Here is a 12,251-nt window from a genome sequence, read left to right as displayed (position 1 = left end):
TCCGCAGTAGCTCAGTGGTAGAGCATTCGGCTGTTAACCGAACGGTCGTAGGTTCGAGTCCTACCTGCGGAGCCATTATTGGAGAGCTGTCCGAGTGGCCGAAGGAGCACGATTGGAAATCGTGTAGACGGGTAACCCTGTCTCAAGGGTTCAAATCCCTTGCTCTCCGCCATTTATACCTGGCCCGTTGGTCAAGCGGTTAAGACACCGCCCTTTCACGGCGGTAACACGGGTTCGAATCCCGTACGGGTCACCATTTAGACAACATATTGGAGGATTAGCTCAGCTGGGAGAGCATCTGCCTTACAAGCAGAGGGTCGGCGGTTCGATCCCGTCATCCTCCACCATTTTTCAATAAGATCAGGTTGTTTCTGCATAAAGGATTGATTATTCAGCCCATTGAAACGCTTAACACGAAAACTTGATGTTATAATAGCAACATTATTACCGTCGCGGGGTGGAGCAGTCCGGTAGCTCGTCGGGCTCATAACCCGAAGGTCGCAGGTTCAAATCCTGTCCCCGCAATCTATGGTCCCGTGGTGTAGCGGTTAACATGCCTGCCTGTCACGCAGGAGATCGCGGGTTCGATTCCCGTCGGGACCGCCATTTTTATTGTTTGGCTCAGTAGCTCAGTCGGTAGAGCAAAGGACTGAAAATCCTTGTGTCGGCGGTTCGATTCCGTCCTGAGCCACCATAGTAGTGCCGGTGTAGCTCAACTGGTAGAGCAACTGACTTGTAATCAGTAGGTTGGGGGTTCAAGTCCTCTTGCCGGCACCATGTTTCATCCATATGCGGAGGGGTAGCGAAGTGGCTAAACGCGGCGGACTGTAAATCCGCTCCTTCGGGTTCGGCAGTTCGAATCTGCCCCCCTCCACCATTTTTATTACAGGGGTATAGTTTAAAGGTAGAACAGAGGTCTCCAAAACCTCCAGTGTGGGTTCGAGTCCTACTACCCCTGCCAATTTAAATCCTATAATGGCGATTGTGGCGAAGTGGTTAACGCACCTGATTGTGGTTCAGGCATTCGTGGGTTCGATTCCCATCAGTCGCCCCATTTTAAAAAATATGATATAATGATTACAACGTTAATGGGCTATAGCCAAGCGGTAAGGCAACGGATTTTGATTCCGTCATGCGAAGGTTCGATCCCTTCTAGCCCAGCCATATGCGAAAGTAGTTCAGTGGTAGAATACAACCTTGCCAAGGTTGGGGTCGCGGGTTCGAATCCCGTCTTTCGCTCCAAAAAACGTTGGCGGCATAGCCAAGCGGTAAGGCAGAGGTCTGCAAAACCTTTACCACCGGTTCGATTCCGGTTGCCGCCTCCAACATACATGCCGGTGTGGCGGAATTGGCAGACGCGCACGACTCAAAATCGTGTTCCTCTGGAGTGCCGGTTCGACCCCGGCCACCGGTATCACCAATAGCGAAGGATTGCTATTACAAAAAGCTTCACACTTAATTGTGTGAAGCTTTTTTGTGTTCATGACACTACAAGATCAAATAATTTTCCATCACTCAAGAATGAAGGAAAAGTGAAACGAAGGAGCAAACAAACATCATGGGAGTGATTAAGGGTATTAGGATATCATGTGATACACTGTGACAGACGCCTATTGAAGCCGCAAAACGATACATGAATTCTCCATTAAGGAGCACGTTTGATACTACGATTTTTAAAAAAAAACGAATGGTCAAAGAGTGTTAACTCTGCCATTCGTTTCGTTAACTTTGATAAATGATTTAGAATTCAATATTCATAGCATTCAAGTCTGCTTCGGTATAGCCAGAAGCGGAGAGTGCGATTTCAATTTTTTCAGCAGCCTTATAATCAAATAATTTGAATTTAGACATTAATGCGAAAGCATTTTGATTTTCGATCGCCAAGGCAACAGCCTCCACGTCTTGCAGTAACTTCAGGTCTTCAATGTAGAATTGAGCGGTTCTCATCGCTAAATACTCATTCGTTGTAGTCGAACTGTAGAAAAGCCTTGTTAAAGTGGCGATTGCGTTAGGAACGAAAATCTTATTCATAATTACCCCTCCACTATTCATAATATTCTGTCACCCGAGTCATTACTAGTATGAGTCACTCTAAAAATGTTGTCAATCTTTATCTTTTGAGCATTTTTACTCATTAGTTGAAAGTAGGTATATATTGAAATTGAGTAATAAAAATATCCAAGACTTTCCAAAGGTAAAAATCATGCACCGAAGCACACGAAAGAATGAAGTTTGTTTACGAAGTGAACCAAAATATGTGTAACATGTTGATTCAAGCTTGATCGTTATGTCTCAGGTTCGACTATAACCAGTTGGATTATATACTTCATCCATTTACTTTATTCAACAAATGGGCCATTTTTTTTAGAAATTCTTTCAATGATGGGATCGTTTCTGTGCTCGAAAATTTTAAAGGGCTTATGAAACAACAGATCCTTATAAACTGTAAAGAAGGCGAGCTTCCACATTACGCAGTTCTCCAGATGAAACACTATCAGCCACAATTATTTGCATGGTTCTCGTGGTTGTCATTCGTTTGTCTGGATATTTCAGTTGTAGCTGCTGTTGTATCGCTCGGAAAAGTTCATTATTTTCTGGACGGTTGGCGTTATAGATTTCTTGTAAACTTTTTGATTTTCCCATGACTTTTCCTACTTTCCATCAAGTGTGAAATACATATAAAAGATAATATTCGTATGTTCTATATTTCCGTCTGATCGCTTCTAATTCCTTCTTTTTTCAATTAAATCTTTAAAGAACAGAGAAGGTTGCCCCTGTTTATTTACAAGGCGTTAGCCCACCTGTCTTACAGCTTGACCTTTGTTATATATGTTGTTGTTGTTTTTCTTTATTCTTTTTAACAGGAGGGAGGTATAGGAAGACCTTATAAAGGGTGAATTAAATTCAGTAAATAATAAATGGAGGAGCATTTAAAAATTTGTTTAAAGAATTATTATATAAGAAATCCAAGACCAGGAAAGTAGCCGTTTCGCAGTTTTTTAAATAATATCAATGGAATATGGCAATAAATAAAAAAACACTATCTAAGAACACTTCACAAAACAAATTTTCTAAGGGGCGGAAAATTGTGAACAATATGGGATGTCAATGCAGGTCCAATCAAGAATTACAGCAACTGGTTGATGAGGCAAAAAAATATACGAGTAACGGAACAGTGGCAGACTATATACCGGCTCTTGAAAAGGCGAATCCTGAGGATTTGTCTGTTGCTATTTACTATCCTGACGGGAAAGGATATTGTGCGGGTGATGTAAGAGGTAAAATGACCCTGCAAAGCATATCAAAAGTTTTGACACTTGCTCTTGTATTAATGGAAAAAGGGGAGGATCATGTTTTTTCCTATGTAGGAAAAGAACCCACTGGGGATCCTTTTAATTCGATTGCCAAGCTAGAGACAAACAAGCCATCCAAGCCGTTAAACCCCATGATCAATGCAGGAGCATTGACTGTGACCCACATGATCGAGGGTGCCAGTGTAACCGAGCGATTTGAACGTATTTTACATTTTATCCGGGAGTTGACGCAAAATCCGAATATCGGCTTTAATGAAGATGTTGCCCGGTCAGAATATAATACAGCAGACTTGAATAGGTCGTTAAGTTATTTTTTAAAACAGCATCAAGTAATAAATGAGGATGTGGAGGATTTAATCGAATTGTATTCTAAGCAGTGTGCGATTGAAATGGACAGTCAGGATTTAGCGAGGATAGGCTGTGTGCTGGCCATGAATGGGAAAGATTTGCTGACGGGAAAGCAAATCATCCCAGGGGACATTGCCCGTATTTGCAAGACATTCATGGTTACCTGTGGCATGTATAACGCATCAGGTGAATTTGCCATTAATGTTGGCATACCGGCTAAAAGCGGTGTGTCAGGGGGAATCATGGGGGCCGTCCCCGGAAAATGCGGGATTGGAATTTATGGTGCAGCGCTGGATGAGAAGGGGAACAGCGTTGCCGGGATAAAAATCTTGGAAATGATGGCGAAAAAGTATTCCTTAAGTATGTTTAATTTGTAAACATGGAAACCAGTACCGAGTCAGTCGGATGTTAATTGAGTTCAGTGTAAAGCCTTAAGGAAACAAATCATTTACCTTCAAGGCAAAAAAAAGACCTCTGCACATAAGGGCAAGGTCTTAGGACTGTTTCATAACAAGTTGGAGAAAAGGGATACTTTTTTATATAAAGCATTTACCTCTTTATTTCGATGTTCCCCGATTTCATTTTTTAGCTGGCCTTCCATATCGGTCATTAGATCAGCTAACTTCAATGCCTTTTGCCTGTCGGAAATATTGCTGCGAATGATAGATTCATATTTTGCATTGTATTCAGTCAGTGACATTTCTTCCGTCCTCCCATAGTGTAAAGTCATATAAGCTGCCCTCTGTTCCTTCATCAGCAACCCCAATGTACTTAAGTGTAATTACAGGGTGTGAATGGTTAAGGATCATTTGTAACTCAGCGAGGTTCTTACTTCGTTTATAGTGCCAATACCCGAATGTTTTCCGCATGGTATGTGTACCGACGCCCTCGATGTCCACCATGTCAGCCGCTTTATTAAGCTGTCTGTAAGCTTGTATCTTACTTATTGGCTTATCGCCCTTGCGTGAGGGGAATAGCCATTCACCATCAATGGTGGCTATATAGGCGGCCAATTCATTACATATAGTATTGAGCTGTATCATTCTTGGCTTTTTTGTTTTCCCTTCCTTGATGATGACCTCCATCTTGCCTTCAATGTCCTTTATCTTCAGCGATAATAGATCAGTCACCCGTAAGCCGGTATTGATGCCTAACAAGAATAATATGTAGTCTCTCTCGCTGCAATGTCTTTTCAATGACCATTTCATATCATCTAATTTTTCCGAAGATCTGATTGGTTGAACGTCTATTAAATGTTCTTTTGGCAAAAGTGATCACCCTTATTTCACGCCAATGGAATCAGTATTTTGAATGTATACTTTTAAGAGTAACACTGAAAAAGGAGGGAAGTCAATTTGAGGGGTATATTGATATTTTTTAGACTGTCCATTTTATAGGGTTCGGAGTATTTTTAGTTGTTTATTGAATAATGGCAATAAAAAACTTCTGGAACTTGATATAATGAAAATAGTAATATTTTTCTAAACTAGTGTTATTGATGGATATTTAATAGATGAATTAATTCATTCTGAAAGTAATATGCTTTAGCAGGATTGGGGAAACCACCATGAAGAGAGTTTTGGCTATATTGAAAAAATTACACCCTATAATGTCAAGGTTGATTACCATGGCAATTATGGTTTTGGTTTTTTACTGCATGTTCATGTTCGCAGACCTGGATAATGGAAGTTCAGACAGCGAGCGTCATAACGAGCGGTCGGTGAATTTTGAAGAGATGAGCGATCAAGAGTCTGAAGAAAAGCCAGCAGGTTCTATGGTGAACTATTGTAAAGATAGCGCTAATGAGAGTCGCTCCTCCAGTTGGTTTGGTATGGAAGTAAACGAAATGGAACCTAGCGAATACACGGTCGAATGCATTGAACACTTAGAATAGAAGCAGAGTTCCTATGGATCGAATTCAGGATTCACACCATGGACATCAGGTACGTTACATCCAAGCGTCTGGCTGGCTTATTGGAATGAAGCGGAATGCACGGGAGTAATGGTCTACACTGAAATGATTGGTGATGAACCGGGTACACAGCGGGGGTTAGCCTGTTTGGATCTTAACCAAACAGGTTTTTAGTATGAAAGGAAATCCAATGGAAAAAATGGAATAGAATATAATGAAGCATGAAGGAAAATTTTTCACCCCCATATCTTTTTCTCTTTCTGAAACGTTTAGAGGATAGAGGGTGTTGAAGGAGTGAGAAAAATGATAAATAAATTGAGGGAAGATATTTCTGAAGAAAAGGATAACGGTACAATTTTGCGTGAAGTTTATCCTGAATTGATTCGGTTTTGCCGATTTCTGACCCAAAATAATTGGGATGGGGATGATTTGGCTCAGGAAACGATATTGAAGGCAATGCAGGGCTATGGGAAAAAAACGGTGATTACCACTGCTTTATTGAAGACGATAGCCCGACATTCCTGGATTGATACGATACGAAAAAGGAAAAAAGAATCTTTAGACGATCTGTTGGATACCGAACAACCGGGGGCAGTTGGGGGAAATGTCTTTGAAACGGTTGAATATATAATAAAATCCCTTACCCCGAAACAAGCGGTAGTGTTCATATTAAAGGAAGGGTTCCTCTACCGGTCAAAAGAAATCTCAGATTACTTGAACACCACGGAAACGGCTGTAAAGGCAATCTTGAACCGTGTGAAGAAGCGTTTTGAGAATGACGTGGAAGATCGTAGGTTGTCTTGCGTGGAAAATTGGCAGGATGAGGAGGAGCAGCGGCTCATGTCCCTGATGACACAGGCTTTAAAAGCCCAAAATCCTGATATCCTCATTAGAAGCATCCCATCTTTCAAATCCCTGAACAGTGAGTCGATGATTCCTAAACTGATGAATCGTTCGAATCTTTCCAAATCAAGCTTCACTCCTTCAAACACACTCTCAATGGCTGCATAGCCAATATTATTGTTAGGAGGAAGAAGAGATATGACCACCATTCCATATGTAATTGAGCAATCCAGCAAGGGTGAGCGCTCGTACGATATTTATTCCAGACTTCTAAAAGACCGTATCATCATGATTGGGGAAGAAATCACCGATCATTTAGCCAATAGTGTGGTTGCCCAATTGTTATTCTTGGCAGCAGATGCACCTGATAAAGAAATTACCATCTTCATAAACAGTCCGGGGGGATCGACCAGTGCCGGTTTCGCCATTTATGATACGATGCAATATATTAAGCCTGATATCCGGACTGTATGTACGGGGATGGCCGCATCATTCGGTGCCATGCTATTATTGGCGGGTACGAAAGGGAAAAGGTGCGCTTTGCCAAATAGTGAAATCATGCTTCATCAACCGCTTGGTGGGGCGAGGGGGCAAGCAACGGAAATCGAAATTTCTGCCCGAAGGATTTTGAAGCTAAAGGATCATATCAATCAAATCATCTCCGAAAGGACCGGTCAGCCTATCGAAAAGGTGGCAAAGGACACAGATCGCGATTACTTCTTAAGTGCTAATGAGGCGAAGGATTACGGTATAATCGATGAAATAATCGTTCAGGATAATTAATTCCGATAAATGACGCCAGCTGTACGAAAACGAAAAGAAACTGCTGTTAGATTGGCAGTTTCTTTTACCTTTTTACATTACTCCATATATTTATCCACCCCCCCCTACCTTGTTCCAATACTAATCCAAATCCACTAACTCCGCTTCACAATGCCCGGCACCCGGTATTATCAATTTGTCTTTGTCTACTGTTGCTACATTATATATGTCACCAAGTATGCAATGAGTGACGAATGAATCTTCTTGAAAAAATGGAATGGTATGTTGGGTAATTATCGATATCTGGGTTGGATGTCTTCCTTTTCTGGATGGTCCATCCATTTAATATGTTAAAATAAATAGTATCTGACATTATCAATCTTGGAGGAAGTTTTTATGAAGAAACCGCAAAAGGTTTTACTTATTAGTGGAATCTCTGCTGTTGCATTATTCGGGGTGGGGGTTGCTTCCTTTAAAATCATGGAGAACTCCAATGAGTACGAAAAAGCTCAACTCGTAATGGAGGCCAGGGAAGCCAAAGAACAAATTGAAAGAGAAAGAGAAGATGAAAAAATCGAAGCCAAAAGGGAAGCGAAAGCTAAAGCTGCGGAACTTGAAGCGAAAACGGCGATATATGATGGGATTGAATTTGAAACGGGACTTGATGAAGGCTCAACCGAAACGGAAGTCATGGACGTCATGCATAAAATGACTCATCAAAAGGTTCGCTCGCAAGATAAATGGGGAGCTATACCGATGTCCCCTAAGATTATAGAAGAAGTTTATAAAATAGTGGATTCAAGTGATTTTCAGCATAGAGATAGATTGCTGTCCATCGCTGCCCGGTGGCGAGATTTTGATTTTAGCACGATCGTTCAGGACCATAACTTCTTTTGGGAAGACAAAGCAGGCACCGTTGGAAAAGCCCATGGAACATTAAGTCGGGCAGAAGAGGCTGAATTCATTGAAGTTAATTTTAAATGAGGGGACAAAGTACTGAAAATGCCAAAGGGCGAGTTGGCTAGTCCTACTCAATAAAGAAAACACTCAAACTTCCTGCAATAAGGCCGTTTGAATGTTTTCATTCGCTTATGGGGCAGTCAAGTAATGGAAGCTTACCTTCGATACAGGAGTTTTATTTCTTAATAATTAGTCTGCTGGACTCGTTCTCCTTGTTTACGGGAACGTCTTTTCCTACAGTGACCCTGCGAACGACGCGGTGCTGGTTCCCGTAATCGGCAATAGCGTAATGCTGCGTGGCTAGGTTATCCCAAATGGCCACGTCGCCTTCACTCCATTGCCAACGCACGGTATTTTCTAAGCGCGTGACGTATGAATCGAAGATGCTTAATAATCTTTCGGATTCACTTGTTGTATAGCCTTCCACTCTACCAGCAAAGCCACCTAATAACAAATGCCTTTTTCCGGTTTCGGCGTGTACGTGGACGACTGGGTGCCTTGTTTTATAAATGGTCGATTCGAATATATCACGATACTTCTTTTTAACCTCATCATCAATGTTTTCGGCTGGTTTAAATTGAGCATAATCATATTCATTTGTATGGATAGCCCATAGACCGTCCGCTAATTTCTTCAATCCATCCGGCAGGTCCTCATATGCTTCATTCGTATTGGCCCAAACTGTATCTCCGCCGACATCAGGGATGGTCACCCCTCTTAAAACAGAGTATTTAGGAACCTCTGGAACGAAAGTGACATCAGTGTGCCAATGGTTTGCTTTAGCACCGCGTTCGGAGTCAAGCTCGAAAATATAATTAGTATTGTCTTTGACCGGTACTGTAGGATGTGCATAAGGTTCACCCAATAGTTTGGCAAATGCTTCTTGGCTGGCATCGTCCAAATGATTTTGACCTTTGAAGAATATGACTTTATGATCGTTTAACGCTTGTTTGATTTCATTGAAAATAGTTAAATCCAAGTCTCCGCTTAATTGCACTCCTTGAATTTCCGCTCCAATCCTTCCTGCTACCGGTACCACTTTCAATTGTTGTGTTTTAGTTTCCGTCATAATCAATCTCCTCCTGTAAGGTTAGTTTTTTATTTTTTAAAGGCTTTCTCAATGTATTCATTGTTGATGTGATTTTTAAAATTAAATGATTTCTTGATATAACCCGCACCAGCTAAAGTATCGATGGATTCTTGTTGTGCTTTGATGGCATCTTCGGTAAAGAAGATATTTGGTTCTTCGGCCGTTATTATTGTCTTGACCGTACCGACTGGCAATTTAGTTTCTTTGGAATAAATTTCAGATGCTTCATCTGGATTTTCAATTTGCCAGTCGGCTGCCTTTTTATAAACCTTTAAATAGGCCTCGACAATTTCAGGATGCTCTTCGGCAAAGCCCTTACGTGCAATGATTGCACCAGGAGCTAATATTTTTCCTTTTACTTTAAGTGCGACAGCATTCCCTTTTTCAATATTATTAAGGTAATAAGGGTTCCATATCGCCCAGGCGTCCAATTTTTTGGTTTCAAAAGCCGCTTGAGCATCATCTGGTTGCAAATTGATGAGTTTAATGTCATCAGTCGTTAAGCCATGGGCTTTCAATGCCTTGATTAAATACACATGACCCGTTGTCCCCGAGGCAACACCGACCGTTTTTCCTTTTAAGTCTTCAATCTTCTTTATGTTACCTTCTGCTTGAGCCAGGATCCGGACAGATGACTCACCCCGTCCTGTTTGTGCAATCACTTCGAATGGCAGATTCTTATCAATGCCGGCAATCAGTGCACCATCCCCTAAAAAAGACAGGTCAACCCGATTGGAAGCGAGGGATTCCAAAAGCGGGGGACCACTCTGGAATTGACTCCATTCGATTTGGGCATCCAGTTTAGAAAACTCTTCGTTGAACAATCCCTTTTCCTTTGCAATGACCAATGGTCCCATCTTGCCATTTAAGGCAATATGAACTTTCAGTGAATCACTTTTCCCGGAAGCTTTGCCGGCATCGGAATTACAGCCTGCCAATACAGCGATGCTAATGATGGCAAGTAGTACTGCGGTTAGATGTTTACGATATTCCTTCATGAATTCCCTCCTTTTATACAGCTATACACATCTGGATAGCCAGACTAATGACAAAAAAGAGATTCAACGAAGAGTTTGCTTGGTTACTCTTCATTGAATCTCCGGTAGTCCAGTTGATTCACATGACCTTTATTTAATTGGCTCCAGTGTGAAGCGGATTTGTGTATGAATGCATCTTAACAGCTGTTAGAATTATCTGTCAATTATTTTTTTACGATTAATCCGATAAAATAAATTGGTATTAGGTGTTGATTATAAATAATCGATAAGTTAATATAAAATGAAATATTGAATCGACTAGTTAACTAGAGATTCAGCAAAGGGACAATTTGTGCCTTATTGCTGGATCTCTATTTTTTTTATTTGAGAAAGGGTGAGGGGATTGGTTGCGACATTAGAAATTAATCAAGTAAGCAAAACATTTAAGAATGAGAATGAAAGTGTCCATGTTTTGGATCATTTAAATCTGACGGTCAACAATGGTGAGTTCGTAACCATCATTGGTCCGAGCGGCTGCGGGAAAAGCACATTATTAAAGTTGATCGCAGGACTTGATTCAGACTTTGATGGCACGATCATGGCAGGGGATCTTAAGGTTAGCGCCCCATCTAAAGACCGTGGTTTCATTTTTCAGGAGCACCGATTATTTCCATGGCTAAACGTGGAGAAGAATATTGCAGGTAACCTTCCATTAAAGAAACCGGACATTCGAAAAAGGGTGGATGATTTGATATCACTTGTTAAACTAAAAGGTTTTGAGAAGGCGTATCCACGCCAATTATCCGGAGGAATGTCGCAGCGTGTTGCCATTGCCAGGGCCTTATTGCGAAATCCTGAAGTTTTATTGCTGGATGAGCCATTCGGTGCATTGGATGCATTCACGCGAACGCATCTTCAAGAGGCTTTACTGGAAATATGGGAGAGGAATAAGACAACGATGGTGCTAGTCACCCATGATATTGATGAATCCATCTTTTTATCGAGGAAGGTGGTCGTCATGGATGCAAAGCCTGGACGGATTAAAGCTATCGTTCCGATTGATTTGCCATACCCAAGAACCCGAACAAGCAAAGCGTTCCAGGAATTCAGGTCCGTCATATTAACCCAACTTGAACATCATCCAGCAGAGGTGGAAGATTGGAGCATTTAATTGAATTTTTGAAAAAGGAAGGATGAAAATTATGTCTACACAGACCGTTGCACAAAACAAGCATCTTGTCATAAGGGAAACGACAAAACAATCCAAACTTGCCAAATCGGCATTGCGGGGTTCGGTCCTTCCCGTTGTCGTGTTGATTGCATGGCAAGCATTAGGTTCGGTTGGCATCCTGCCTGCCCAATTGTTCTCATCCCCTTTATTGATCGTCATGACGTTCATTGATCTCGTCCAGTCGGGGGAAATGGGCATGCATTTACAGATCAGTTTAACGCGGGCTTTTCTTGGCTTTGCCTTAGGTGGGTTTTTAGGCTTATTGTTTGGAGTCATCGTTGGGATGCAAAAAAAATCTGAAGAGTATCTTAACCCAAGCATTCAAATGTTACGAACGGTTCCTTTACTCGCGATCACGCCTTTATTCATTATGTGGTTCGGGTTTGGTGAACTATCAAAAGTGCTGCTTATTGCTTTAGGTGCTTTTTTTCCTCTATATCTACAAACTTTTTTGGGTCTTCGGAATGTGGATAAAAAACTCTACGATGTTGCCCTAATCTTGGAGTTTAGCCGTCGGGAACAAATAACGAAGCTCATGATCCCGGCAGCATTGCCTAACATATTACTTGGTATCCGTTTAGCCTTAAGTGCGGCTTGGATGTGCCTGGTCGTCGCTGAATTGCTTGGTGCGGATAGAGGGGTGGGCTTCATGATCCAGGATGCCCGTTCATTCATGCAAACGGACGTCGTATTCGTAGGCATCATCATATTTGCCCTCGCTGGTAAAATCTCAGACTCGTTTGTCCGCCTTTTAGAAAATCATTTGCTGAAATGGCAAGATAGCTTTAAAGCCTAATTGAAAAAGGATGACCGC

Annotated in this window: 13 protein-coding genes and 15 tRNA genes; 22 read left to right on the top strand and 6 right to left on the bottom strand. The window is 41.6% G+C overall.

Features of this window, described 5'->3' with window-relative positions:
* From ACFX4H_RS11650 to ACFX4H_RS11580, 15 genes are all read left to right on the top strand, one after another.
* Positions 1-75 (top strand) — tRNA-Asn (locus ACFX4H_RS11650).
* A gap of 5 nt (positions 76-80) precedes the next feature.
* Positions 81-172 (top strand) — tRNA-Ser (locus ACFX4H_RS11645).
* A gap of 9 nt (positions 173-181) precedes the next feature.
* Positions 182-256, top strand: a tRNA-Glu gene (locus ACFX4H_RS11640).
* A 15-nt stretch (positions 257-271) separates the two neighbouring features.
* Positions 272-347, top strand: a tRNA-Val gene (locus tag ACFX4H_RS11635).
* 104 nt (positions 348-451) lie between these two features.
* A tRNA-Met gene (locus ACFX4H_RS11630) sits at positions 452-525 on the top strand.
* A gap of 5 nt (positions 526-530) precedes the next feature.
* A tRNA-Asp gene (locus ACFX4H_RS11625) sits at positions 531-606 on the top strand.
* 12 nt (positions 607-618) lie between these two features.
* Positions 619-694: transfer RNA gene (locus ACFX4H_RS11620), tRNA-Phe, on the top strand.
* A 7-nt stretch (positions 695-701) separates the two neighbouring features.
* Positions 702-777, top strand: a tRNA-Thr gene (locus tag ACFX4H_RS11615).
* Positions 778-793: 16 nt separating this feature from the next.
* Positions 794-877 (top strand) — tRNA-Tyr (locus ACFX4H_RS11610).
* A 10-nt stretch (positions 878-887) separates the two neighbouring features.
* Positions 888-961 (top strand) — tRNA-Trp (locus ACFX4H_RS11605).
* A gap of 17 nt (positions 962-978) precedes the next feature.
* A tRNA-His gene (locus ACFX4H_RS11600) sits at positions 979-1,054 on the top strand.
* Between the two features lie 35 nt (positions 1,055-1,089).
* Positions 1,090-1,164: transfer RNA gene (locus ACFX4H_RS11595), tRNA-Gln, on the top strand.
* A gap of 3 nt (positions 1,165-1,167) precedes the next feature.
* Positions 1,168-1,242, top strand: a tRNA-Gly gene (locus ACFX4H_RS11590).
* Between the two features lie 9 nt (positions 1,243-1,251).
* Positions 1,252-1,325, top strand: a tRNA-Cys gene (locus ACFX4H_RS11585).
* An 8-nt stretch (positions 1,326-1,333) separates the two neighbouring features.
* Positions 1,334-1,414 (top strand) — tRNA-Leu (locus ACFX4H_RS11580).
* Between the two features lie 326 nt (positions 1,415-1,740).
* Here ACFX4H_RS11580 and ACFX4H_RS11575 read toward each other — a convergent pair.
* Positions 1,741-2,031 (bottom strand): hypothetical protein, encoded by a 291-nt coding sequence (locus tag ACFX4H_RS11575; protein ID WP_034305321.1) that lies wholly within the window; start codon positions 2,029-2,031, stop codon positions 1,741-1,743.
* A 405-nt stretch (positions 2,032-2,436) separates the two neighbouring features.
* The gene (locus tag ACFX4H_RS11570; protein WP_249598514.1) at positions 2,437-2,643 is read right to left on the bottom strand and encodes a hypothetical protein; all 207 of its coding nucleotides are present in this window, start codon (positions 2,641-2,643) and stop codon (positions 2,437-2,439) included.
* Between the two features lie 454 nt (positions 2,644-3,097).
* Here ACFX4H_RS11570 and glsA point away from each other — a divergent pair, with 454 nt between their 5' ends.
* Positions 3,098-4,039, top strand: a complete 942-nt coding sequence (gene glsA / locus ACFX4H_RS11565) for a glutaminase A (protein ID WP_034306442.1) — start codon at positions 3,098-3,100, stop codon at positions 4,037-4,039.
* Between the two features lie 128 nt (positions 4,040-4,167).
* Here the strand turns inward: glsA and ACFX4H_RS11560 are convergent, their stop codons facing one another.
* Together ACFX4H_RS11560 and ACFX4H_RS11555 are read right to left on the bottom strand one after the other, a co-directional pair.
* Entirely contained in the window at positions 4,168-4,362 is a 195-nt protein-coding gene (locus ACFX4H_RS11560; RefSeq protein WP_053533812.1) for a hypothetical protein, read from the bottom strand.
* Entirely contained in the window at positions 4,349-4,870 is a 522-nt protein-coding gene (locus ACFX4H_RS11555; RefSeq protein WP_052137229.1) for a tyrosine-type recombinase/integrase, read from the bottom strand. The genes ACFX4H_RS11560 and ACFX4H_RS11555 overlap by 14 nt, the downstream gene beginning before the upstream one ends.
* Positions 4,871-5,229: 359 nt before the next feature.
* Between ACFX4H_RS11555 and ACFX4H_RS11550 the strand changes: the two genes are divergently transcribed.
* The 4 genes from ACFX4H_RS11550 (at position 5,230) to ACFX4H_RS11535 (ending at position 8,163) form a co-directional block, all read left to right on the top strand.
* The gene (locus ACFX4H_RS11550) at positions 5,230-5,556 is read left to right on the top strand and encodes a hypothetical protein (RefSeq protein WP_377435275.1); all 327 of its coding nucleotides are present in this window, start codon (positions 5,230-5,232) and stop codon (positions 5,554-5,556) included.
* Between the two features lie 321 nt (positions 5,557-5,877).
* Positions 5,878-6,585: a sigma factor gene (locus ACFX4H_RS11545; RefSeq protein WP_249598516.1), complete on the top strand. Its 708-nt coding sequence runs from the start codon at positions 5,878-5,880 to the stop codon at positions 6,583-6,585.
* Between the two features lie 30 nt (positions 6,586-6,615).
* The gene (gene clpP, locus ACFX4H_RS11540) at positions 6,616-7,200 is read left to right on the top strand and encodes an ATP-dependent Clp endopeptidase proteolytic subunit ClpP (protein ID WP_034305312.1); all 585 of its coding nucleotides are present in this window, start codon (positions 6,616-6,618) and stop codon (positions 7,198-7,200) included.
* Positions 7,201-7,575: 375 nt separating this feature from the next.
* A complete protein-coding gene (locus tag ACFX4H_RS11535; RefSeq protein ID WP_241637779.1) occupies positions 7,576-8,163 on the top strand; it encodes a DUF6241 domain-containing protein in 588 nt (195 codons plus the stop codon).
* Between the two features lie 151 nt (positions 8,164-8,314).
* Here the strand turns inward: ACFX4H_RS11535 and ACFX4H_RS11530 are convergent, their stop codons facing one another.
* Positions 8,315-9,208 carry a TauD/TfdA dioxygenase family protein gene (locus ACFX4H_RS11530; protein ID WP_034305307.1) on the bottom strand — a complete coding sequence of 298 codons (894 nt, stop codon included), beginning with the start codon at positions 9,206-9,208 and terminating at the stop codon, positions 8,315-8,317.
* Between the two features lie 29 nt (positions 9,209-9,237).
* Positions 9,238-10,227, bottom strand: a complete 990-nt coding sequence (locus ACFX4H_RS11525) for an ABC transporter substrate-binding protein (RefSeq protein ID WP_377435272.1) — start codon at positions 10,225-10,227, stop codon at positions 9,238-9,240.
* 382 nt (positions 10,228-10,609) lie between these two features.
* Here ACFX4H_RS11525 and ACFX4H_RS11520 point away from each other — a divergent pair, with 382 nt between their 5' ends.
* Both ACFX4H_RS11520 and ACFX4H_RS11515 read left to right on the top strand, forming a co-directional pair.
* Positions 10,610-11,377 (top strand): ABC transporter ATP-binding protein, encoded by a 768-nt coding sequence (locus ACFX4H_RS11520; RefSeq protein WP_063577319.1) that lies wholly within the window; start codon positions 10,610-10,612, stop codon positions 11,375-11,377.
* Between the two features lie 22 nt (positions 11,378-11,399).
* A complete protein-coding gene (locus tag ACFX4H_RS11515; RefSeq protein WP_052137178.1) occupies positions 11,400-12,233 on the top strand; it encodes an ABC transporter permease in 834 nt (277 codons plus the stop codon).
* The last annotated feature ends 18 nt before the right edge of the window (positions 12,234-12,251 follow it).

Origin of the sequence: Peribacillus sp. YIM B13477 (assembly GCF_042787955.1) — a bacterium.
Classification (GTDB): domain Bacteria; phylum Bacillota; class Bacilli; order Bacillales; family DSM-1321; genus Peribacillus; species Peribacillus frigoritolerans.
This window is presented reverse-complemented; position numbering and strand designations above follow the sequence as displayed.